This window comes from Conexibacter woesei DSM 14684, from assembly GCF_000025265.1.
GTDB classification, from domain to species: domain Bacteria; phylum Actinomycetota; class Thermoleophilia; order Solirubrobacterales; family Solirubrobacteraceae; genus Conexibacter; species Conexibacter woesei.
The window spans coordinates 2,000,979-2,023,647 of sequence record NC_013739.1 but is presented as its reverse complement, the minus strand read 5'-3'; the positions used below and the strand labels follow the sequence as shown (position 1 = coordinate 2,023,647).

Here is a 22,669-nt window from a genome sequence, read left to right as displayed (position 1 = left end):
CTCGACGAATGTGGCGGAGATGTGCCGTCACCGTGCTCCACGCGCGGGTGCGACATTTGTCCAACCTGTCAGCGCGTCGACATGAAGGCGCGTCCGGACGCCGAGCGAAGCCGGTGTGATCGCTCCGCTCCAGTCGCTCCGCCCGGCGCGCGCCGTCCGTGCGCTCGCGCTGCCCTTCGCCGGCGCCTTCGCCGCGCTCGCGTTCGGCGGCTGCGCGATCCAGGCGGCGACGGACGACCTGGGTGCGCTGCCGGGCCAGCCGAGAGCGCTGTTGGTCGACGACTTCGACGGCAACGGCACCGACGACGTGCTGGTCGGCTACGGCAGCGACTACTTCGGCATCACTCGCGCGACGCAGGACGGCTACGGCTTCTGGAGCCGCAGCGACCTCGGCACGGTGGTGGGCGGCTCCGAGCTGCTGGCGAGCACCGACCTGGAGGGCGACGGCGCGCCCGACGTGATCGCCGCCGCAAGAGGGCTCGGCAGCTTCAACGTGCTGCGCAACAGAGGCGACGGCACGTTCTCGACCAGCGCCAAGGAGGTCGCGCCGGCCTCGCCACCGGGCTCCACGCGCATCCGCGCGATCGCGAGCGCGACCGCCCCGAGCGGAACGCGGCTCGTCGCGGTCGCCTTCGAGACCGACGATCCCGACGCCTCCGTCAGACCGCGCAGCGTCGTCACATACAGAGCGAGCGGCGGCACGCTCGCGAACGCGAACTTCTTCCAGCTGTTCGACCCGGTGCCGGGCGACGCGCGCGTGCTGAGACTGCACGACGTCGACGCCGACGGCAGACTCGACCTGCTGATCGGGACCGCGGCCGGCACGGTGCAGATCTACCGCGGCAGCGGACCCGACGGCAGCTTCGCGAGCGCGCCGACGACGCTCACGGCCCCCGGCCAGAGCGCAGCCGTGACGGCGCTCGTCGCCGGCGACGCGAAGACGATCGCGGCGGCGCCGGTGCAGTGGCCGCTCGACGTCCACGACGACGTGCTCGTCGGCTTCGCCGGCCAGGGCGAGGTCTACGGCTGGCGCGGCCAGGGCGGGATGGCGTTCGGTGCCGCGGACGCGATGGGCGTCATCAACGGCGGCAGCCGCACCTTCTTCGCGCTGGCGGTCGACCCCGGCGGCAGCGGTGGCTGGGGCGGGATGGCGACCGGCCAGGCGTCGGCGTTCGCGCAGACGAACGGCGGCTACGGCTTCGCGAGCCTGAGAATCGGAGGCGGCATCGTCTGCGACGCCACGACCGGAACGCTGTTCCCGAACACGACCGGCGGCGACATCCCGGTGTCGGCGGCGTTCGCCTGCGTGCATTCCGGGCAGCACAAGGCGGTCGTCGCGATCCCGGGGCGTGCGCGGCTGAGCGTGCCGGGGCCGCTCGCGCTCGGCAGCATGAGAGCCGGCACGAGCGGCGCGGTCACGACGGCGACGCTGTCGCAGACCGACTTCGAGAACAGCGGCGGCGGGGTCGGGGCCGGCCGGGTCGGGATCAGAAGAGTGTGGATCGAGGGCGCCGATGCGGGCGACTTCGAGCTGGTCCGCGGCGAGATCGGCGTCTGCTATCTGCCGTCGCTGCCCGAGGACGAGCCGTGCCGACCGCAGGTCCGCTTCAAACCGAGAAGTCCCGGGGCCAAGCAGGCGAGACTCGTGATCGACAGCGACGCGTACCGCGCGCCCGGCACGCCGCCGCACTCGATCGCGCTGAGCGGGACCGGCACCGGCGCGCTCGCGAGCGCGCCCGCCTCAGCGGCGCTCGGCGACGTCGCGTTCGGCGCCTCGGCGAGCGCGCCGCTGACGATCGGGAACAGCGGCAACCAGCCGCTGGCGATCGCGTCGCTGGCGCTCGAACAGGCGGGGTCCGGTTGGTCGGTCGCGCCGGGCACGTGCGACGACGCGCCGGTCGCGCCCGGCGCGAGCTGCAGCGCGACCGTCAGATACGCGCCGCCGACGAGGGGGGCGGCGGCCGCGTCGCTGCGGATCGTCAGCGACGGCGTCGGCACCGAGCCGGTCATCGCGCTGAGCGCGCGCGGGATCGGATCGGGCGTCACGGCGGCTCCGGTCGCGTTCGGCGACGTGGCGGTCGGCACGACGCGCGGCGCGACCGCGGAGATCGTCAACTCGGGCGAGATCGCGCTGCAGATCTCCTCGGTCGTCGCCTTCGGCCCCGACGCGGGCCGTGTGACGGTCGACGCGACCGACTGCCTCGGCGGGCCGATCGCGCCGGCCGGCCGCTGCGACGTCGGCGTCGCGTTCGCGCCGGGCGCGCGCGGCGCGCTCGACGCGACGCTGCGGGTGGCCAGCAACGCCCCGTCGAGCCCGAACGTCGTCGCGCTCGCCGCCAGAGCGGTGCAGGGCGCAGCGCAGGCGCCGGCCGAACTGGCGCTCGGCCCCGTCCGCGTCGGCTTCTTCGCGGAACGCGCGGTGACCGTGGAGAACGGCGGCGACGCGCCGCTTCGGCTCGGCGCGCTCGCGATCGCGGGACCGGTCGCGCTGACCGCCGACGGCTGCTCGGCCGCGACGCTCGCGGTCGGCGCGGAGTGCTCGGCCACGATCCGCTTCGTCCCGGCGGCGGTCGGCCCGCTCGACGCCCGTCTGCTGATCCCCAACGACGGTGACGGTGGCGAGCGCGTCGTCGAGCTGACGGGCCTGGGCCTGCCGACCGACGACGAGCCGGGCGGCAGAGAGCCCGGCGGCAGAGAGCCCGGCGGCAGAGAGCCGGGCAGCAGGGAGCCGGGCGGTGGACAGCCCGGCGGCGATCCGGGCGCAAGAGCGCCCACCGGCCCTGTCGGCCCGGCGCCGGGCGGTCCCGGTCCGCCGGCTCCGAGCGGCAGAGGCGGCGACGCCGGCCGCGCCGCGCTCGCGCTGACGGCGGTCGGGCGCGTGTCGGTCAGACGCGGCGGCACGGTCCACCTGCAGGCACGACTGCGCAGCGTCGGGACGCGAGCGGTCGCCGGAGCGACGCTGCGCGTCCGCCTTCCGGCCGCGCTGCGCTGGCAGCCGCCGGCGCGAGCCGGTGACAGACGGCCGCGCGCGACCCGAACGGTCGCCGTCGCGCTCGGCCGCCTCGCGCCCGGCGCCGCGCGCAGCGTGACGCTGGTCGTCCGCGCCGTGCCGCGCGCCCGCCGCGCCCCTGTCGAGGTCACGTTGCGCGCGACCGGCGCCGACGTCGCGCCCGCGCTCGCGACGAGCGTCGTCCGGGTCCGCTAGCGGATCCGCGCCGCGCCGTTCGCGCCGGTCTCGCTCTTCTTCGCAGCGTGCGGCTGGCCGCACGGCGATCCGGGGGTGGACCCCTGTGGTCGGGCGGGCATGTCGTCGTGAGGATGGTGCGATGAGACGACTGATCATCGCCGCCCTCGCGACGCTCCCGCTGCTCGTGCAGACGGGTGCGGCCGCGGCCGCAGACACGCAGGCACTCGACCGCGCGCTCGACCGGGCCCGTGCAAGAGCGAAGGCACCCGGCGTGACCGCCGCGGTCATGCAGGACGGGCGCGTCGTGTGGTCGGGCGCGAGCGGCCTCGCGGTCCAGCCCGCGGCTGAGCCGATGCGTCCAGGAGGCGGCCGGCCGACCACCTCCGTCCAGGTCACCGACGCGACGCTGATGTCCGTCGCGAGCCTGACCAAGAGCTACACCGCGACGGTGGTCCTGAAGCTCGTCGAGCAGGGCCGGCTGCGACTCGACGATCGCGTCGCGCGCTTCCTGCCGCACGTTCCGGCCGCGAGACGGGTCACCGTGCGCCAGCTGCTCGGCCACACCGCCGGCTACCCGGACGTCGAGTACGACCCGGCGATCACCCGCTTCACGCAGAGACGGGACACCTACGACCCGACGATCCCGTGGACGCGCGAGCAGATGGTCGGCATGACGAGAGCGCCGGCGTTCACGCCCGGCTCGCGCTTCCACTACTCGAACACGAACTACCTGCTGCTCGGATCGATCGCCGAGCGCGCTGGCGGAGCGCCGCTCGCGGCGCTGCTCGACCGCTTCGTCGCACGTCCGCTGCGAGCGCGCGACACGCTGCTGACGCGCACGGGCCTGCCGCTCGATCGCGTCGCGCACGGCTACTACCGGCTCGGGAGACAGCTGCTGCTCGACACCTGGTCGGGGCACCGCGCAGCGCCGTCGCACATCTTCGGCGCGACCTGGCCGGCCGGCGGGATCAGCGCGACGGCGATCGACGCGGCGCGTTTCTCCGACGCGCTCCAGCGCGGCAGACTGCTGCGCCCCGCGACTCTGCGCGCGATGACCCGCGTGCGCTCGCGCGCGACGCCGTACGGCCTCGGGCTCGAGCGCTACGGCTTCGCCGGCGGCACCTGGTACGGCCACTCCGGCGGCGACGGCGGCTACACCAGCCTCACGCTGACCGACCCCAGAGCCGGCGTCACGATCGCCGTCATGTCGAACCAGTTCGAGCTCGACGCCGCCGGCGTCACACCCTCCCCCGGCTCCTCCGCCGGCGACGTCTGGCTGGCGCTGCTCGACGCGTACCGCCGCGGCTGAGCGTCAGCTGCCCCCGCGCCCGGCCGGGCGGCTGCGCCCGGCCGGCGATGCGCGAGCCCTCCGTCAGCTCACGAGCAGCGCGTCGAACGCGATCCAGGTGCCGGTCGACGAGGGGTGCTTGCGGCCGGAGACGGTCATCGTGACGGTGTGTCTCCCGAACGGGAGGACGCCGGTGTCGAAGACGGTCGCGTGCCACGCGGCCGCGGCGCCGTAGAGGTCGACGTCGACCGCCGGCCCGCCGTCGACCGAGACCGACGCGATGCCCCAGCCCGGCCCCTTCGGCGCGAGGACTCTGCCGCGCGTGCCGGTGAACGGGATCGTCACCGTGCTGCCGGTGCCGTTGTCATGGTGGTGGGTGCCGCCCATGTCGCCGCCGGCCCAGTCGCGGCCCCACGTGCCGACCGTGCGCAGCGACGGATCCTCGTTGCCGACGACGGGAGCGCGCAGCTCGACGTCGTCGATCAGCGCCCAGCCGCTCGTGGCTCCGCCCCGGTCGATCCCGAGATGGACGTTGCCGCAGCTTCTGGTGACGCTGAACGGGAGCGACACGCGCGTCGCCGTCGTCGCGGAGACCGTCTGCTGCGCGAGCACTCTGTTCTCGCACGTGTCGTGCGCGTAGACGCGGAACGGCTGCCCGTTCGTCACGACGGTCGCGTCGAGCCGGTATGTCGCCGCGCCGGCGACGCCGACGAGCGGGAGCCCGAGGTCGGCGGCGTTCTCCAACCCGAGCCCCTGCACGAGGCTTGTCGTGGCGGTGCCGCTCGGCAGCACGAACCCGGCCCAGCCGCCCAATGCTCTGAGCGCCGCGCCCGCGCCGGCCGGCAGCATCGCCGGGTCGTTCGTGGCGCCGCCGACGCCGCCGATGCTCCACCACGCGCTGCCGGTCCGCTCGAAGCCGCCGTTCTGGATCGACGGACTGCTTCTGATCGCCCCGGGCGCACCTGAGAGGCCGCCGAACTGCGAGTCGGTGAAGGTCGCCCCGACCCAGGTCGGGAAGTTCGGCACTCTCGTTCTCGAGATGAAGACGTTGTTCCACATCGAGAAGCGCGTCATCGGCGACTGGTCGCCGCGATCGGTGTCCTGGAAGTATCTTCTGGTGCCTCTCCAGGGGTTGTCGCAGCGGCAGTCGACCGCCTGCGCGACGTCCGCGATGAAGGTGTTGTCGTGGATCGAGACGTCGGATATCTCGACGTTGCGCTGGTCGGGGTCGAGGCTGCCCCACGGGATCAGCGTGAACGCGTTCTGGTGGCCGAAGTCGACGACCTCGTTGTTCGCGATCTCGATGTAGCGCGCGGCGCCGCCGGTGTCGGGCGCCCGCCACGGGCCGGTGAAGCGCGGGTCGCCGTAGCTGACGGCGATGTAGAGGCCGTCGTCGCCCGCGCTGACGTGGTTGTAGAGCACCTTCACGTGCTGGGAGCCCGTGATGTTGATGCCGTCGCTGCCGAGGCTGCCGGCCTTCGAGTTGAGGTACGTGCCGGTGATGTCGCAGTGGTTCGCGCGGTCGAGCACGATGTTGAAGCCGATCACGTCACGCGTCGTGATGTTGTTGATCCAGCATCTCTCGACGTCGCGGAAGCCGATCGCGTCGACGCGGATCGCGGTTGCGGAGGTCGGCGTCACGCCCATCTGGATCGTCCCTCTGCCCGACGTCGTCAGCGTGACGTTCTCGGCGTCGGCGGCGAACACGAACGGCTGGTTGTGAAACGCCGTCGAGTCCCAGTTGAGCGTCGAGCCGGGCACGTCCCAGCCGACCATCGGCGCGACCGCGTAGTGGGCGGTGTTCAAGCTCTGCTGCAACGTCCCGTCGAGCTGGAAGGTGACGTTCGAGCGCAGGCGGATGCCGCCTGAGAGGAACGTTCTCCCGGCGGGCACCAGCACCGTCCCGCCGCCCGCGGCCGACGCGTCCTCGATCGCCTGCTGGATCGCGAGGCGGTCGTTCGTCGTGCCGTTGCCGGCCGCCGAGTACGGCGGTGCGGTGACGTCGTACGTTCTGGCGGCGGCGAGCGCGGGCAGCGCCGCGAGCGCCGCGCAACACAGCAGCGCGGCACGGGCAGATGGTCGAAGCCGATGCATCGATCTCCCTCCACACGACGGCAGGTTCGGGCACCGCCGACCCGAGGGCGCGCCGTCGCGTCAGCACCTCCGCGTCACCGGAAATCTGCCATAGCAACTAGCATATGTCAACAGCCTGCACGCCTCGCGCGATCGGGTCTCAACAACCTGCTATTCGTTTGTTCGAGATTCCGCGAAACGAGCTGATGCGCGAGGTACCAGATGGCGATTTCCGGCAACCGAGCTATCAGCTCGCACCAGGTGTAGGGGTCACAGATGCTGGCGGTCATGCTCGCGTTCGGCGCGAGCCTCGTCTACGGCGGGTCGGACTTCCTCGGCGGACTCAAGAGCCGGAAGCTGCCCCTGCTGTCGGTCCTGCTCGTCTCCCAGGGCGGTGCGCTCGTCGTGCTCGCCGTCGTCGTGGTCGCGATGGGCGAGGGTCCGCCGAGCGGCGAGCTGCTCGGCTACGCGGTGCTGGCGGGGCTCGCCGAGGCGGTCGGCGTCGCGGCGCTGTACCGCGGGCTGGCCGTCGGCACGATGAGCATCGTCGCCCCGATCGCGGCGACCGCTCCGGTCGTCGGCGTCGTCGCCGCGGTCGTGCTCGGCGAGCTGCCGAGCGGCCTGCAGGCGGTCGGGATCGCGGTCGCGATCAGCGGCGTCGTGCTGATCTCGATCGAGGGCGGCAGCGCGACCGCGAGCGGCGGCGTCGGGCGCAGCGTCACGCTCGGGCTGCTGACGGCGCTCGGCTTCGGCAGCTTCCTCGTCGCGATGCACGCCGCCAGCGACGGCCCCATCCAATGGGCGCTGCTGATCGCGCGGCTGACCTCCGTCGCCGCCTTCGCCGCCGTCTTCCTCGTGCGCCGCCCCGCCCTGGAGGTGAGACGGCCCGATCTTCCCGTCCTGCTGCTGATCGGCTGGCTCGTGATCGGCGCCGACGCGATGTACGCCGTCGCCTCGACCCAGGGCCTGCTGAGCATCGTCGCCGTCCTCAGCTCGCTGCACCCGATCGTCACGATCCTGCTCGCCCGCGTCGTGCTCGGAGAGCAGCTGCGCGGCGTGCAGCAGGCCGGCGTGGTCGGCACGGTCTGCGGAGCGGTGCTCATCTCGATCGGCTAGCCGGTTAGCCTGCGCGGATGGCCGAGATCCAGCCGCTCACCGCGCTCCACTACGACCCCGCCGTCGCCGGGTCGCTCCAACAGCTCGTCGCGCCGCCCTACGACGTGATCGACGCCGCCGACCGCGCGGCGCTGATCGCGCAGTCGCCGCACAACGTCGTGCGCGTCGACCTGCCCGAGCCGGCGGACGTTGGCGAGGACCGCTACGAGCATGCCGCGGAGCTGCTCGCCGGATGGATCGCCGAGGGCGTCGTGACGCAGGACGAGACCCCCGCGATCTGGGCGCTGACGCAGGACTACACCGCTCCCGACGGCCGCCAGCTGACGCGGCGGGGCTTCCTCTGCAGAGTCCGCGTCGAGGAGTACGGCGCCGGCCGGATCCGGCCGCACGAGCGCACCCACCCCGGTCCCAAGCAGGACCGCCTCGACCTGACGCGGGCGACGAGAGCGAACCTGTCGCCGATCTTCAGCCTCTACTCCGACCCCGGCAACACGGCGTGGAGCGCGCTGACGCCGCATGTCCGCACCGCGGCCCCGTTCGGCGAGGCGACCGACGCGGACGGCACCGTCAACCGCCTCTGGCGCGTCACCGAGCCGAACGCGATCGAGACCGTCGTCGAGGCGGTCGCCTCCGCCGAGCTGCTGATCGCCGACGGCCACCACCGCTATGAGACCGCCCGCGCCTACGCCGAGGAGATCGGCGGCGAGGGACCGCACCGCTGGGTGCTGATGTGCCTCGTCGCGCTCGAGGACCCGGGACTGACCGTCTTCCCCACCCACCGGCTCGTCACCGGCATAGAGAACGACCCCGAGCGCCAGGACGCGCTCGATCGCACGATCCGCGAGCGCTTCGACGTCTCCGAGCTGCCCGACGAGGGCTCGCTCGTGCCCGACCCGCGCCGTGGCGACGAGCGCGTCCAGATCGGCTACATGGACGCGGTCGCGGGCGTCCCGTACCTGCTGTCGCTCAACGACGACGGCGAGCAGGCCGTCGACGAGCTGCTCGCCGGCCGCTCTGAGCCGTACCGCCGCCTCGACACCGCCGTGCTCGAAGCGGTGATCCTGAAGGGCGCGCTCGGCATGACCGACGACCAGATCGACCACAGAGACGGCCTCGACTACGCGCGCGACTTCGGCGAGGCGATCGACGCGCTCGGCGGCGGCGACTTCGACGCCGGCTTCTTCATGGCGCCGACGCCGGTCGAGCACGTCCAGGAGGTCGCCGAGAGCGGCGAGAGCATGCCGCCGAAGTCGACGTACTTCTTCCCGAAGGTCCCGACCGGCCTCGTCTTCAATCCCCTTGCCGGGTAGAGCCGAACGCCTCGCTACGATGGGTCGCTTCCAGCGACCTCGACCAGTGAAGGACGATGCATGAAGGCGATCGCGAGACGGACCGGGACCTTCACGCACGAAATCGACGTGCGCGGCCACACGCTGCGCGCGGACGAGCCGGTCGAGGAGGGCGGCGACGACGACGCCCCCAGCCCCCAGGAGCTGCTTGCCGCGAGCCTCGCGTCGTGCACCGCGATCACGATGGAGATGTACGCCAAGCGCAAGGGCTGGGACATCGGCAGAGTCGCGGTCGAGGCGGAGTACGCGCCGGCCGAGCGCGGCGCGCCGACCCGTTTCAGACTGACCCTGCGGCTGCCGGCGAACCTGACCGAGGAGCAGCTGGAGCGGCTGTCGGTGATCGCGGCGAAGTGCCCCGTCCACCGCACGCTCGACGGCGAGGTCATGTTCGACGAGCGCATCGAGCTCGTCCGCTGAGCGGCGTGCGTGACGAGCTGCGACGCCTGATCGCGGCTCCTGGAGCGCGCGCGGACGAGCCTGTCGCGCACGAGACCGAGGCGGCCGTGCTGGTGCCGCTGTTCGTCGCCGGCGACGAGCTGCACGCCGTCTTCACCAAGCGGCGCGACGACATGAGACGCCACCCGGGCGAGATCTCGTTCCCGGGCGGCCGGCGCGACTTCCCGGAGGAGCCGCTGCACGAGACCGCGCTGCGCGAGGCCGAGGAGGAAGTCGGGCTGACGCCCGCCGCCGTCGAGTTGGTCGGCACCCTCGCGCCGGTGCGGACGTTCGTCACCGGCTACGTGATCTTCCCCTACGTCGGGCTGATCGAGGCCGGGCGCGAGTGGGTCCTCTCGCCGCAGGAGGTCGACCTCGTGCTGGAGCTGCCGCTGCGGGCGCTCCTGGACGGCTTCGACCAGCGCCCGGTGACGCGCCGCGGGATGACGTGGGAGACCGACTCCTACGTCGTCGGCGACCACTTCATCTGGGGCGCGACCGCGCGCATACTGGGCGATCTGCTCGGGCGGATCGCGCCGCTCACGCGCCGCTGAGCGAGCGCGGCGCGCTCAGACGCGCGTGAACGACAGCAGCTCGTCGACCCGCTCCAGCGCCGCCACCAGCCAGCGCTCGTGGTCGGCCGGATCGGCCTCCAGCAGCGCGTGCGGGATCTCCGAGTAGGAGCACGCCGAGCGGACCTGCTCCGCCCCGCCCGCCAGCAGCGACGGCTCGACGCTGCCGGCCGCCTCGTACAGCACCCCACGCACGGTCGTGTCGATCGTCCGCTCCAGCAGCATGCTCAGGCGCGAGCCGTGCAGCGCCTCCAGCTTCTCCGCCGGCCCGCTCGCCGAGCCCATCAGCCAGCAGAGGATCGTCACGCCGTCGAGCGCGTAGCTGATCGACGCGATCCGGTCGGGGTCGCCGATCCAGACCTCCGCACCCGCCGCCTCGATCGCAGCCCGCCGGCGCTCGTCGCGCGTCGTGCCGCGAACCGCGTGGCCGCGCGCACGCAGCGCACGCGTGAGCGCCTGCCCACGACATCCACAGCCGACGATCAGGACGCGCGCCATCTGGCGCGCAGCCTATTCGACCCCGCGCGCTGCGCGCTCCTCCGCCATCAGCGCGTCGAGCGTCAGATCCGGCTCCCCACGTGCCCGCCGCCGCTCGTTCGCGGCCTCCAGCATCTGCCGCAGGTCCTCGTCGTCGCGCGCCGCCTCCTGCTCGGCCAGCGAGCGCGGCGTTCTCCAGCCGACCTGCTCGGCGCCCGATCCGGGGTACCAGACGCCCAGCGCGATGATGACGAGCACCACCACCAGGACGATGCCGAACATGATCGCCGCGAAAGGATCCATCGTCGGCCGAGTCTACCCCGCGCAGCGGCCTCAGACCTCGAACCGGTGCGACCGGCGCAGCCGCAACTTCGACCCGCCCGAGGGGTTTCGGGAGCACAGTCGATCGTGGCGTTCGCGGGGTTCCCCCAGTGGTCGCGTGCTCTCCCCGGCATGCTCCCCATCCGCGAGTCGCGCCACAGCAGATCGACGGCCCGCGGACTCCCGGCCACACCCGCCCCCCGTGGCCGGGAGTCTCTGGCGCCCCTGCGCTCGACGTGCAATGGAGCACGCCCCGGCGGCAGGTAGCGTTCGCCCCTCATGATCGAGCTGACCTGCGCCGTCCACGTCCACTCGCTCCACTCCGACGGCAGCGGCACCGTCGCCGAGATCGCCGCCGCGGCGGCGGCCGCCGACGTCGACGTCGTGCTGCTGACCGACCACGACACGCTCTCCGCCCGCTACCAGGGCGAGGAGCGCTGGCACGGCCCGGTGCTCGTCTGCGTCGGCGAGGAGATCACGCCGCGCCCCGGCCATCACTACCTCGCGTTCGGGATCGACCAGCCCGTCGACCATCGCGGCCTGACGCCGCGGCAGGTCGTCGAGGCGGTCGCCGCCGCCGGCGGCTTCGGCTTCCTCGCGCACCCGTTCTCGGCCGGCGCGCCCGCCTTCCCGCGGATCCCGGCGGCCGGCTGGGACGAGGTCGCGCAGCCGGGCGCGACCGGTCTCGAGCTGTGGAGCTTCGTGACCGACACCGCCGAGCGGCTGACGTCACGCGCCGACGCGCTGCGGTTCCTGCTCGCGCCGCGCGCCGCCCGCCAGCTCGACCGCCCGCGCCCGGAGGCGCTGGCCGCGTGGGACCGCATCACCGCGCAGCGGCGGTTCGTCGCGATCGGCGGGCTCGACGCGCACCAGTTCGGGCTGCGGATCGGCGCGCGCGTGCCACTGCGGCTGATGAGCTACCGGCGCGCGTTCGGGCTGCTGAGCACGCACGTGCTGCTGGAGCGCCCGACGACCGGCGACGCGGACCTCGACCGCGCCGCCGTCTACGACGCGCTGCGCGAGGGCCGCTGCTTCGTCGCGCGCGACGACCTCGCGCCGGCGCGCGGCTTCCGCTTCTGGGCGGACGGCCCGCAGCACCTCGAGATGGGCGGCGAATCGCACGGCGGCGGCGGCTTCAAGCTGCACGTGCGCCTTCCGCGCAAGGCGGAGATGCGGATCCTGCGCGACGGCGTCGAGCTCGCCCACGCGCGCAGCAGCACGAGCCTCGACGCGCCCACGGCCGAGCCGGGCGTCTACCGCGTCGAGGCGTCGCTGCGCAACCGCGGGCGGCAGCGGACGTGGATCGTCTCCAACCCGATCTACGTCCGCGCCTGACGCGCTTGAGCCCTACGCCTCGACTGCCTCGCTGACCGCCGGCGCCTCGACGGCCGGCGGGGTGTCGCGCAGGTACCACTCGGCGTCGAGCGCGGCCTTGCAGCCTGAGCCCGCGGCGGTGATCGCCTGGCGGTAGGTGTGGTCGACGAGGTCGCCGGCCGCGAAGACGCCCGCGAGGTTCGTCCGCGTCGACAGCTCGACGGTCCGGACATAGCCGTTGTCGTCGAGGTCGACCTGCCCCTGCACCAGCTCCGACTGCGGCTCGTGCCCGATCGCGATGAACGCGCCGGTCGCGGTGTGCTCGAGCGGCTCGCCGGTCTCGGTGTGCTTCAGCCGCACCTTCTCCAGCGCGCCTCTCTCACCGGCCGCGAACTCGTCGACGACGTACGGCGTCAGCCACTCGATGTTCGCCTGCTCTCTGGCGCGGTCGAGCATGATCGCGCTCGCGCGGAACTCGTCGCGGCGGTTGACGATCACGACTCTGCCGGCGAACTTGGCGAGGAAGATCGCCTCCTCCATCGCGGAGTCGCCGCCGCCGACGATGACGGTCTCGTGCTCCTTGAAGAAGGCCGCGTCGCACGTGGCGCAGTAGCTGACGCCGCGGCCGCTCAGCTCCTCCTCGCCGGGGACGCCGAGCTTCTTGTGCTGGGCGCCCATCGCGAGCACGACCGCCTTCGTGCGGTACGCGTCGTCGCCGACCCAGACGGTGTGGATCCCGCCGTCGCTCAGCTCGACTCTCGTCGCGTCGTCGGTGATGAAGCGCGTGCCGAAGCGCTCGGCCTGGTCGCGGAACTCCTGCATCATCACGGGGCCCATCACGCCTTCTCTGTACCCGGGGTAGTTCTCGACCTCGGTCGTCTGCTGGAGCAGGCCGCCCCAGGCGAAGCCCTCGATCACGAGCGGGCGCAGATCGGCCCGTGCGGTGTAGAGCGCCGCCGTATAGCCGGCGGGTCCACTCCCGACGATGATCACGTTCTCGACGTCAGCCATGGGGTAGCTCGGTTCTCCGTTCGCGTTCAATACTTCACAAAGGATAGCGGCTGCGCCATTCACGCTGCCGCGGGTTCTCGGCGCCACAGCTCGACCCGTTTGCGCAGGCCGAGGTAGGCGATGATGCCGGGGATCGTCGGCAGCCAGAACGCGAACAGCCGGTAGGCGAGCACCGCCAGCACGGCGAGCGAGCCGGCGACGCCGAACGCGACGAACGCGCCGATCATGCCGCCGTCGACGCCGCCGATCCCGCCCGGCAGCGGCAGCAGGTTGCCGAGCATCCCGACGAAGTAGCCCTGCACGATCACGGCGAGCGGCGGCGCCTCGCCGAACGCGTGGAACGACGCCCACAGCACCGCGACGTTGAAGATCCACCACGTCACGACGCCGAACATCGCGCGGTCGGGGTGCGCGGCCTTGTGCAGCGCGAAGCGGATCCCGCCGCGCGCCGAGGCCGGCCCCAGCGCGAGCCGCCGCAGCCACTTCGCCGTCCGCGGCCGCCGCGGCGCCATCCGCTCGATCCGCTCCGGGAAGTCCTCGGGCACGAGCGCGAGCGGCAGCACGATCAGCATCGCGATCGTGCCGACGATCGCCGGCACGACGGTCACGCCGAACGGCGCCTCGCCGTGGAAGACGCCGATCCGCAGCCCGACGCCGCAGACGATCATCGCGATCACGTAGACGCCGTAGAGCAGGATCAGGAACGCGATCATCCGCTCGGCGACGTCACGCCGCTCCATCCCCGAGCGGCGCAGCGCCCACGCCGTCAGCGCGACGCCGCCGGCGCCGCCGGCCGCGAACAGCCGCGTCGCGGCGAGGCTCGCCATCGTCATCAGGTAGCTGTCGCGCATCGTCACGCGCGAGCCGGGCGGGATGTGGACGCCGTGGAAGAGCGCGACGTAGCTCGCGATCGACAGCAGCTCGAAGCCGAGCGCGGCGGCGAGCCATGCGTGGTCGCCGTCGGCGACGCGCTGCCACGTCTCCTTCATGCCGCTGATCTCGGGCAGCACGAGGTACAGGAACAGCAGGGTCGCGACGACGAAGACGGCCGAGGCGATGATCCGCCGCCGCGTCAGCACGACGCGCGGCATCTCCTCGTCGTCGTCCTCCGTCACGGCCCCGTTGGGCGTGTCGACGGGCGCGGTCGACGCGGACTTCGCGTCAGACCGCTGCTGGACGGCGTCCTTGCCCATCCCGCTACGCCCGCGCTCTTGCTTCGAGTGCTCGTACCGCGTGCGAGATGCTCGTCGCGGCCGGCGCCAGCGCCGGCGCGGCCCGCCGTACGCCTTCCGTCAGCGCGAGCCCGGCGAGCAGGTCGACGACGTAGTGCTCGCCGAGGTAGACGAGCGCCAGCCCGAGCGTCGCGGCGTACCCCCAGCCGACCGCGCCGGCGACGACGCCGACCTCCCCGAGCAGGTGGGCGGCGTTCACGGACGTGGCGAAATGGAGGGACGGCATGGCAGCGAGGGGATTGCCTCCCAGCAAAGAGTAGAGCGGCCCCCAGCGGTGCTTCCAGAACTGCTCGCCGTACTCGATCATCATCCGCCGCACGCGCGTCTCGTCGTGGTCCTCCAGCCGTCCCTGCGAGGCGGCGTACCACGGCGGCGCGGTCGGCACGAGCCAGTAGACGAGCGCGCCGAGGTCGAAGACGGCGTACGTCGTCGCCGCCGCGCGGCCGAATCTGTCGCGTCTGCGGACGAGCACGTAGGTGACCGCCAGGTGCGGCACGGCGAACCAGACCCAGTGCGACCAGACGAGCACCTTCTCGGCCGGGCGGATCCTGCCCGGCGCCGACAGCAGCCGCTGGAGCCGCAGCGTCGGCGGCGTGCCGAGGCCGATGACGCGGTCGACGTTGACCGGGTAGTCGATGTGGACGCGGCGCTGAAGCGCCTCCGGATCGTCGTGCGGCATCTCGTACGCCGCCAGGTACGCCCACATCTGGAGGGTGCACGTCAGCACGTCGCGCGTGCGCGAGCGCGGGACCACGACGCAGAGCGCGACGGGGGCCGCCGCGGCCGCCGCCAGCACCGCCGGTTTCGGCAGGTGGGCGCGCCGTCGGATGACGGGAGCGGCGACGCCGGCGATGACGACCGCCCATGCTGCGGCTCGGAGGGCCTTCGACTTCCGCAAAGCGCCGGGAGTATATGAGGGCGGTCTCACATCTCCTTCACACGTGCCTCAGGATCGGCGCCGCGGGGACCGGATCGAACGTAGGATCCCCGGCCATGAGCGACTACGAGTTGGTGCATGCGTACGCCACGGTGAACCTTCACCAGTCCGGCGCGGCCGCACGCATCGAGCTGAACCGGCCGGAGAAGATGAACGCCTGGGACACCCAGCTCGGGCTCGACCTGCGTCACGCCATCGAGCGCGTCAGCGCCGACGCCGGCGTGCGCGCGGTCCTCGTCACCGGCGCCGGTCGCGGCTTCTCGTCGGGCGCCGACCTGTCCGCCGGCTTCGACCCGACGCCGGAGGGACATCCGGACGTCCGCACCGCGCTCGTCGACCGCTACCACCCGATCATCGTCGGCCTGCGCGAGATGCCCAAGCCGGTCGTCGCCGCGGTCCAGGGCCCGGCGGTCGGGATCGGCTGCTCGCTCGCGCTCGCCAGCGACCTCGTGCTCGCGGCCGAGTCGGCCTACTTCCTGCTCGCGTTCGTCAACATCGGCCTCACGCCCGACGGCGGCTCGTCCGCCTTCATCCCGGCGCGCGTCGGCCTGACGCGGGCGCTCGAGCTGGCAATGCTGGGCGAGCGGCTGCCCGCGCCGAAGGCGCTCGAGTGGGGGCTGATCAACGCCGTCCACGCCGACGCCGAGCTGCCGGCCGCGGCCGAGGCGCTCGTGCAGAAGCTCGCCGCCGGACCGACCCGCTCCTACGCAGGCTCCAAGCGCCAGCTCAACGCGTGGGCGTACAGTGGCCTCGCCGCGCAGCTCGAACTGGAAGCCGACATCCAGCAGGAGCAGGCCGCGACAGCCGATTTCGCAGAAGGAGCGCTCGCGTTTCTGCAGAAGCGCGCGCCGGAGTTCAGAGGAGTCTGACGGTGCCGATAGAGCAGGGAAATGCCCGCCAGGGCGGGGGTTCCGACGGTCCCATCTTCCGGAGCGGGGCACCTGACGCAGCACGCCGCCGGTTCGTGGATAGAATCCGCGCCGCCTTGCGACCTGAAACTGCTTCCATTCGCCGCCGCCTTGCCGCGGCCCTGCTGCTCGCGACGATCGGATCGCTCGTCTTCGCCAGCGGCGCGTTCGCCGATTTCCTCACCCCTGAGTCGGGTGGCTCGCCGAACGCCGACGAGATCGACTCGCTCTACAAGATAGTCCTTTACATCGCGATCGTCGTGTTCGTGGTTGTCGAGGGCGCGCTGTTCTGGTCGATCTGGAGATTCCGCGCCAAGAAGGGCGCCGTCGCCGCGCAGATCCACGGCAACACCCGTCTGGAGATCTCCTGGACGGTCGGCGCCGCGCTGATCCTCGTCGCGCTCGCCGCCGTCACCTTCTCGAAGCTCGGATCGATCCAGGACCCGCCGAACAGCGGCGAGAACGGTCTCCAGCTCGCCGACGGCGTGCTCACGGCCTCGACCGACGAGCCGAGCCCCCCGAACGGCAAGAAGCTGACCATCTGCGTCACCGGTCGCCAGTACATCTGGCGCTACACCTACGGCGCGAACTGCCAGAGAAACGCGTTCGGCCTGCCCTACTCCTACGAGGAGATGGTGGCGCCCGCGGACACGACCGTCGTGCTCGACATCGAGGCGACCGACGTCATCCACTCCTGGTGGATCCCCAAGCTCGGCGGCAAGTTCGACGCCGTCCCGGGCTACAGAAACTACACCTGGTTCAAGGCCCCGAGAGCCGGCGAGCTCTACAAGGGCCAGTGCGCCGAGCTCTGCGGCCGCAACCACGCCGACATGACTGCCCGCGTCAGAATCGTGACCCCGGCCGAGTACACCGCCTGGCTCGATCGACAGAGACGCGACATCGCCGCTGCGGACAGAGAAGTCCAGCAGCTGCGTGACCAGCTCACGCGCGACGGCGACCTCAACTAGGACAAAGGACCCGAGACCCCACCATGGCAACCACCGACTTCGCGACACGTCCCGTGCCGCAGGTGCTCGCCCACGAGGTCCACGAGGAGCGCACGCGCGCGCGGTGGATCGACTGGCTCAGCACCACCGATCACAAGAAGATCGGCATCGTCTACATCGTCGCGTCGTTCGCTTTCTTCCTGATCGGCGGCATCGAGGCGCTGCTGATCCGGATCCAGCTCGCGGTCCCGAACAACAACTTCCTCACGCCTGAGCACTTCAACGAGCTGTTCACGCTCCACGGCACGACGATGATCTTCCTCTTCGTCGTACCGATCATGGCGGGCTTCGCGAACTACTTCCTGCCATTGATGATCGGCGCGCGCGACATGGCGTTCCCGCGCCTCAACGCGCTGTCGGCGTGGCTGCTCCTGTTCGGTGGCGTCGTCTTCTACGCGTCGCTGCTGTGGCAGCCGCCGGAGGCCGGCTGGTTCTCCTACACCCCGCTCTCGAACGAGATGTACACGCCGAGCGGCGGCCAGGACGCGTGGATCTTCCTGATCCACATCACCGGCATCTCCTCGCTCGTCGGTGCGGTCAACTTCTACGCGACGATCGTCAACATGCGCGCGCCCGGCATGGGCTGGGGTCGCCTGCCGCTGTTCGTCTGGACGATCCTCATCTACGCCCTGCTGCTGATCCTGGCGCTGCCGGTGATCGCGGGCGCGGTGACGATGCTCCTGACCGACCGTCACTTCGGCACCAACTTCTTCGACCCGACCGAGGGCGGCTCACCCGTCCTGTGGCAGCACCTCTTCTGGTTCTTCGGCCACCCAGAGGTGTACATCATGATCCTGCCGGGCTTCGGGATCGTCTCCGAGGTCCTGCCGGTCTTCGCCCGCAAGCCGATCTTCGGCTACAAGGCGATCGCCGCATCGACCGCGGTCATCGCCTTCCTGGCGGCGCTCGTGTGGGCCCACCACATGTTCAGCGTGCCGGTGCCGACCGTCGTGCTCGGCTTCTTCATGCTCTCGTCGTTCCTGATCGCAGTGCCGACGGGCGTGAAGATCTTCAACTGGATCGCCACGCTCTGGCGCGGGTCGATCGTGATGGCGTCCCCGCTGTACTTCGCGGTCGGCTTCATCGCGATCTTCGTGATCGGCGGCATCACCGGCATCTTCCTCGCCGTCTTCCCCGTCGACTGGCAGCTGACCGACACGTACTTCGTCGTCGCTCACTTCCACTACGTGCTGATGGGCGGCGCGGTCTTCACCATCTTCTGCGGCCTCTACTACTGGTATCCGAAGATGACGGGCCGCATGTGCAGCGAGCCGCTCGCGAAGGCGTCGTTCTGGCTGATGTTCATCGGCTTCAACATGACCTTCCTGGTGCAGCACGCCGCAGGCCTCTCGGGCATGCCGCGTCGCGTGTACCAGTACCCGGCGGACGCGGGGCTGACGGCCTACAACCAGATCTCGACGGCCGGCTCGTTCGTGCTCGGCTTCGGCATCCTGCTGTCGGTCATCAACTTCCTGCGCAGCTACAAGGTCGGCGCGAGAGCCGGTCCGGACCCGTGGAAGGGCAACACGCTCGAGTGGTTCACGACCTCTCCCCCGCCGGTCAACAACTTCGACGAGATCCCGCGCATCCGCTCGGTCGAGCCGATGAAGGACATCCGCCGTCAGGTGGAGCGTCAGTCCGGCATCGAGCACGAGCCGGCTGCGCAGCCCACGCAGACCGCGTAGGCTGCCGCTCGTGGAAGCGTCGCGCGTCACGTCCCCGGTCAAGCCGACGCACGCCCACAGCGGCGTGCGTCAGGTGGTGGCCGACTACATCACGCTGACGAAGCCGCGCGTCCAGCTGCTGCTGCTGCTGACGACGGTCGCGACGATGGAGATCGCGGGCAGCCCCTCGATCGGGCTGATCCTGCTGACGCTGCTCGGCGGCTACCTGTCCGCCGGCGGCGCCGGCGCGGTCAACCACTGGTACGACCGCGACATCGACGCGCGCATGGCGCGCACCGCGAACCGGCCGATCCCGTCCGGCCGCGTCAGCCCCCGCGCCGCGCTGATCTACGGCTTCGGCCTCCAGATCGCCTCGTTCGCGCTGCTGTCGCTGACCGTCAACCTGCTCGCGGCGACGTTCGCGCTCGCCGGCTTCCTCGGCTACGTCTTCGTCTACACGATGTGGCTGAAGCGCTCGACGCCGCAGAACATCGTGATCGGCGGCGCCGCCGGCGCGGTCCCCCCGCTCGTCGGCTGGGTCGCGACGACCGGCTCGTTCGACCCCGCCGCGCTGTACCTGTTCGCGATCGTCTTCTACTGGACGCCGCCGCACTTCTGGGCGCTCAGCCTGCGGATGAAGGACGAGTACGCGGCGGTCGGCGTGCCGATGCTGCCGGTCGTGCGCGGCGAGGACGAGACGCGCCGCCAGATCACGCTCTACACCTTCCTGCTCGTCGCGGTGACGTTCCTGCCGTTTGCCGGCCAGCTGTTCGACGGCATCTACGCGGTCAGCGCGGCGGTGCTCGGCGGCTGGTTCCTGTGGTCGGCGATCAGACTGCAGCGGCATCCGGACCGCGGCGCCGCACTCAAGCTCTACCTCTTCTCGATGCTCTACCTCGCGCTGCTGTTCGCCGCGATGGTCGTCGACGTGAAGCTCTAAACGACAAGAAACCGTAGAATCCAAGGAATCCCATGGACCGTCGTCTCGCTCGTAAGAACATCCGCTCGGCGCTGATAGCCACGGCCGTCTGCGTCTTCATGTTCGGCGCGTCGTTCCTGGCCGCCGCGATCTACATCTCCTAGACATGAGCCCGACTCAGCCTGAGCAGACTCCCCCGCCCGTCGGCGAGGAGATCCACCTCCCCGGTCCGACGCTGCTGCCATTCTTCAACGCGCTCGGCATCACCGTCGCGATCATCGGCATCACGACGAGCATCGTCGTGCTGATAGCCGGCCTGTTGCTCTTCCTCTACACGACGGCCCGCTGGATCGCCGACACCCGCCGCGACATCGCCGAGCTTCCGCTCGAGCACAGTCACGGCCCGGACCACCACTAGCGCCTCGGCGCGCCTCGCGGCGTCCTCCCGCCCACCACTAGCGCCTCGGCGCGCCTCGCGGCGTCCTCCCTCGCTTATGGGCTGGCGCCCACCGCGCTCGGTGCGTCCTGGCGAGGCCCGCCGATCCACCAGTGGTCCCCAACGTACGAGCGGCGCCCCCAAGGCGCCGCTCGCCAGATGCTCTGTCCGGCCGCCTAGCAGCGGCCGGTTGTGTACGTGGGGCCGGGCGTGCGGTCGCTATCGCGCCGCGACCCCGCTGCCCATCGGGACGGCGCAGACGGCGCCGTCCTCGGTCCAGCAGCGCACGACATCGCGCATCGAGAGCACGCCGACCAGTTCTCCTCCCTCCACCACGATCAAGTGGCGGAAGCCGCCGCGGACCATTTCACAGGCCGCCTGCTCGAGCGACCAGTCTGGCGCGGCGAAAACGAGATCGCTCGTGAGATGGTCGGCGACCATCTCACGATCAGGATCGAGCCCACGACCGATCGCGGCCAGCACGTCACGCTCCGTGAGGAGTCCGGGGCCGGGCTGGTCTTGGTCGAGCACGATCGCCGATCCGATCGACCTCGTGTGCATCAGCTCTGCCGCCTCCCGCAACGTGTGCCCGGGACCGACGACGAGCGATGTGGCCGACATTCCCTCGCGTACCTGCATCGCCGCCTCCGTGGTCGCTTGCAACGATTGCATCAAGCATACCCCTGCCGTCGAGGACGACGCGGCAGATCCGATTTCGCCCGTACCCAAAGGGCGTTCGTGCGCCAGCTTGACGCATACGCGCTGCTCAGACCATCCAAAAGTGGTCCTCGCTCCGTATCTCTGATCGGTGCCAACGCAACGACCCGGAACAATCCGCCACCGCACGCAGCTCTACAACGAGGCCGTGCGGATCGTCGAGGCTGAATACGCCTCCGACCTCGAGCTCGACGACATCGCTCGCCGAGTCGCGTCCTCGCGACGCCAGCTCCAACGCGCCTACGCGGAGATCGGTGAGACGACCTTCCGCGAGCACCTGACGCGAGTACGCATGGAGCGTGCCGCCGAGCTGCTCGCGAACGGCTCGCTGACCGTCCGTGAGGTCGCCCGGCGTGTCGGCTACCGCCAGCCGGCGCAGTTCGCCAAGACCTTCCGCCGCCATCTCGGCAGCGTCCCGTCGGCGTACCGCGCCCGTGCCCGCGAGGGCACGCCGCCGGCGCAACGCGCCGCCTGACGACGCTTTCCGCGTCGTGAGAGCGCGCGTGCGGCCCCGCCACGCGGGGCCGCACGGGCATACCCGCACGCGCGCGAGGACGCACGCGCGCAGTCTTCCTCCCGACCACGTTTGCGGTTCGTCCCGTCGCTCGCTTAGGATCGGCAACGGAGAGCAGGTCCACCGTGGCAGCGAGGAGACTCACGCGTGCGTAGACATCCGGTCGCACAGATGGTGATCGTCGGTGCAATCGCTTCGGCGATTGGCATCGCGCTCGCCCTCGTCATCGACTGGTTCCCAGCAGATGCGGCCAAGCAGGCCGGCCCTATCGACACGCTCTACGACGTGCTGATGATCGTGTCGGTGCCCGTCTTCGTGCTCGTCACGACGGTCGTCCTCTACTGCGCCTGGGAGTTCAGAATGCGCCCTGGCCAGGAGCAGCAGGACGGCCCGCCGATACACGGCAACACGCGCCTCGAGGTGATCTGGACCGCCGTCCCGGCGATCATGCTCGTCGCGCTCTGCAGCTACGCCTACGCCGTCCTGCGCGACATCGAGGAGAAGCACCCGGACACGCTCGTCGTCAACGTCTCCGCCCAGCAGTTCGCGTGGAGATACTCCTACCCGCAGGAGGGCGGCAGACCGGTCAACAGCACGATGCTCGTGCTGCCGAAGGACCGCCCGGTTCTCTTCAAGGTCAGAGCCGAGGACGTCATCCACGACTTCTGGGTCCCGGCCTTCCGCGTCAAGATCGACGCCGTCCCCGGGATAACCACCGAGGTCCGCGCGACGCCGACGAGAACGGGCAGATACCCCGTCGTCTGCGCCGAGCTGTGCGGCCTCGGCCACGCGGTGATGCGCTCGACGGCCTGGGTCGTCACGCCGGCCTCGTTCGACAGATGGCTCGCGAGACAGGGCCAGCCCACGGTCAACGCGGGCGGCGGCGGCGAGAGCGGGAGAGGCGGCGCCGACCTGGCCGCTGTCGGCAGAGACACCTTCATCGCGAGCTGCGGCAGCTGCCACACGCTCGCGGACGCCGGCACCAGCGGCGCCGCCGGCCCGGACCTGACGACCGCGCTCAGAGGCCAGTCGGAGGCGGACATCAGAGAGGACATCGTGGATCCCGACGCCAGAGTCGAGGAAGGCTACGAAGCCGGTGTGATGCCGGCCAACTTCTCGGAAACACTTTCAGCGGAGCAGATCGACGGCCTCGTGAGCTATCTCACGAGCGTTTCGAGATGATGGAGGAACC

The 22,669-nt window shown here is 71.2% G+C and carries 21 protein-coding genes; 14 read left to right on the top strand and 7 right to left on the bottom strand.

The window, feature by feature from the left end; genetic code table 11:
• The first annotated feature begins 115 nt into the window (after positions 1-115).
• Both CWOE_RS09585 and CWOE_RS30520 read left to right on the top strand, forming a co-directional pair.
• The gene (locus CWOE_RS09585; protein WP_012933401.1) at positions 116-3,205 is read left to right on the top strand and encodes a choice-of-anchor D domain-containing protein; all 3,090 of its coding nucleotides are present in this window, start codon (positions 116-118) and stop codon (positions 3,203-3,205) included.
• 121 nt (positions 3,206-3,326) lie between these two features.
• Complete coding sequence (locus CWOE_RS30520; protein ID WP_012933400.1) at positions 3,327-4,496, top strand: serine hydrolase domain-containing protein; 1,170 nt, start codon at positions 3,327-3,329, stop codon at positions 4,494-4,496.
• A gap of 63 nt (positions 4,497-4,559) precedes the next feature.
• On the opposite strand, the gene CWOE_RS09575 is transcribed toward CWOE_RS30520, so the two are convergent.
• Positions 4,560-6,569, bottom strand: a complete 2,010-nt coding sequence (locus tag CWOE_RS09575; RefSeq protein WP_012933399.1) for a glycosyl hydrolase family 28-related protein — start codon at positions 6,567-6,569, stop codon at positions 4,560-4,562.
• 255 nt (positions 6,570-6,824) lie between these two features.
• Here CWOE_RS09575 and CWOE_RS09570 point away from each other — a divergent pair, with 255 nt between their 5' ends.
• The 4 genes from CWOE_RS09570 to CWOE_RS09555 are packed head-to-tail and all read left to right on the top strand — an operon-like array spanning position 6,825 to position 10,002.
• The gene (locus CWOE_RS09570; protein ID WP_012933398.1) at positions 6,825-7,664 is read left to right on the top strand and encodes a DMT family transporter; all 840 of its coding nucleotides are present in this window, start codon (positions 6,825-6,827) and stop codon (positions 7,662-7,664) included.
• Positions 7,665-7,681: 17 nt separating this feature from the next.
• Positions 7,682-8,974 carry a DUF1015 domain-containing protein gene (locus tag CWOE_RS09565; RefSeq protein WP_012933397.1) on the top strand — a complete coding sequence of 431 codons (1,293 nt, stop codon included), beginning with the start codon at positions 7,682-7,684 and terminating at the stop codon, positions 8,972-8,974.
• A gap of 60 nt (positions 8,975-9,034) precedes the next feature.
• Positions 9,035-9,430: an OsmC family protein gene (locus CWOE_RS09560; RefSeq protein WP_012933396.1), complete on the top strand. Its 396-nt coding sequence runs from the start codon at positions 9,035-9,037 to the stop codon at positions 9,428-9,430.
• A 5-nt stretch (positions 9,431-9,435) separates the two neighbouring features.
• Positions 9,436-10,002, top strand: coding sequence for an NUDIX hydrolase (locus tag CWOE_RS09555; protein ID WP_012933395.1), 567 nt, complete (start codon positions 9,436-9,438; stop codon positions 10,000-10,002).
• Positions 10,003-10,017: 15 nt separating this feature from the next.
• On the opposite strand, the gene CWOE_RS09550 is transcribed toward CWOE_RS09555, so the two are convergent.
• Both CWOE_RS09550 and CWOE_RS09545 read right to left on the bottom strand, forming a co-directional pair.
• Complete coding sequence (locus tag CWOE_RS09550; protein ID WP_012933394.1) at positions 10,018-10,518, bottom strand: Rossmann-fold NAD(P)-binding domain-containing protein; 501 nt, start codon at positions 10,516-10,518, stop codon at positions 10,018-10,020.
• A gap of 12 nt (positions 10,519-10,530) precedes the next feature.
• Entirely contained in the window at positions 10,531-10,800 is a 270-nt protein-coding gene (locus tag CWOE_RS09545; RefSeq protein WP_012933393.1) for a hypothetical protein, read from the bottom strand.
• A gap of 297 nt (positions 10,801-11,097) precedes the next feature.
• Between CWOE_RS09545 and CWOE_RS09540 the strand changes: the two genes are divergently transcribed.
• Positions 11,098-12,153, top strand: coding sequence for a CehA/McbA family metallohydrolase (locus CWOE_RS09540; RefSeq protein ID WP_012933392.1), 1,056 nt, complete (start codon positions 11,098-11,100; stop codon positions 12,151-12,153).
• A 12-nt stretch (positions 12,154-12,165) separates the two neighbouring features.
• Here the strand turns inward: CWOE_RS09540 and trxB are convergent, their stop codons facing one another.
• Genes trxB through CWOE_RS09525 form a run of 3 tightly spaced genes read right to left on the bottom strand, consistent with a single transcriptional unit; the run spans position 12,166 to position 15,273 of the window.
• A complete protein-coding gene (trxB, locus tag CWOE_RS09535; RefSeq protein WP_012933391.1) occupies positions 12,166-13,143 on the bottom strand; it encodes a thioredoxin-disulfide reductase in 978 nt (325 codons plus the stop codon).
• A 59-nt stretch (positions 13,144-13,202) separates the two neighbouring features.
• Positions 13,203-14,336 (bottom strand): lysylphosphatidylglycerol synthase transmembrane domain-containing protein, encoded by a 1,134-nt coding sequence (locus CWOE_RS09530; protein ID WP_012933390.1) that lies wholly within the window; start codon positions 14,334-14,336, stop codon positions 13,203-13,205.
• A 4-nt stretch (positions 14,337-14,340) separates the two neighbouring features.
• The gene (locus CWOE_RS09525; RefSeq protein ID WP_148260961.1) at positions 14,341-15,273 is read right to left on the bottom strand and encodes a phosphatase PAP2 family protein; all 933 of its coding nucleotides are present in this window, start codon (positions 15,271-15,273) and stop codon (positions 14,341-14,343) included.
• 95 nt (positions 15,274-15,368) lie between these two features.
• On the opposite strand from CWOE_RS09525, the gene CWOE_RS09520 reads away from it, so the two are divergent.
• From CWOE_RS09520 to CWOE_RS09500, 5 genes are all read left to right on the top strand, one after another.
• Positions 15,369-16,181: an enoyl-CoA hydratase-related protein gene (locus CWOE_RS09520; protein WP_012933388.1), complete on the top strand. Its 813-nt coding sequence runs from the start codon at positions 15,369-15,371 to the stop codon at positions 16,179-16,181.
• Positions 16,182-16,297: 116 nt separating this feature from the next.
• Complete coding sequence (gene coxB, locus CWOE_RS09515) at positions 16,298-17,188, top strand: cytochrome c oxidase subunit II (RefSeq protein WP_160165493.1); 891 nt, start codon at positions 16,298-16,300, stop codon at positions 17,186-17,188.
• Positions 17,189-17,211: 23 nt separating this feature from the next.
• Positions 17,212-18,912: a cytochrome c oxidase subunit I gene (gene ctaD, locus CWOE_RS09510; RefSeq protein ID WP_012933386.1), complete on the top strand. Its 1,701-nt coding sequence runs from the start codon at positions 17,212-17,214 to the stop codon at positions 18,910-18,912.
• A gap of 10 nt (positions 18,913-18,922) precedes the next feature.
• On the top strand, positions 18,923-19,831 hold the full coding sequence (locus CWOE_RS09505; protein ID WP_012933385.1) for a heme o synthase: 909 nt from the start codon (positions 18,923-18,925) through the stop codon (positions 19,829-19,831).
• A 145-nt stretch (positions 19,832-19,976) separates the two neighbouring features.
• Positions 19,977-20,228, top strand: coding sequence for a hypothetical protein (locus CWOE_RS09500; RefSeq protein WP_012933383.1), 252 nt, complete (start codon positions 19,977-19,979; stop codon positions 20,226-20,228).
• A 237-nt stretch (positions 20,229-20,465) separates the two neighbouring features.
• On the opposite strand, the gene CWOE_RS09495 is transcribed toward CWOE_RS09500, so the two are convergent.
• Positions 20,466-20,885 carry a CBS domain-containing protein gene (locus CWOE_RS09495; RefSeq protein WP_012933382.1) on the bottom strand — a complete coding sequence of 140 codons (420 nt, stop codon included), beginning with the start codon at positions 20,883-20,885 and terminating at the stop codon, positions 20,466-20,468.
• 169 nt (positions 20,886-21,054) lie between these two features.
• Here CWOE_RS09495 and CWOE_RS09490 point away from each other — a divergent pair, with 169 nt between their 5' ends.
• Together CWOE_RS09490 and coxB (CWOE_RS09485) are read left to right on the top strand one after the other, a co-directional pair.
• Positions 21,055-21,438, top strand: coding sequence for a helix-turn-helix transcriptional regulator (locus CWOE_RS09490; RefSeq protein WP_012933381.1), 384 nt, complete (start codon positions 21,055-21,057; stop codon positions 21,436-21,438).
• A 186-nt stretch (positions 21,439-21,624) separates the two neighbouring features.
• Positions 21,625-22,659, top strand: a complete 1,035-nt coding sequence (gene coxB, locus CWOE_RS09485; RefSeq protein WP_012933380.1) for a cytochrome c oxidase subunit II — start codon at positions 21,625-21,627, stop codon at positions 22,657-22,659.
• Positions 22,660-22,669: the final 10 nt, after the last annotated feature.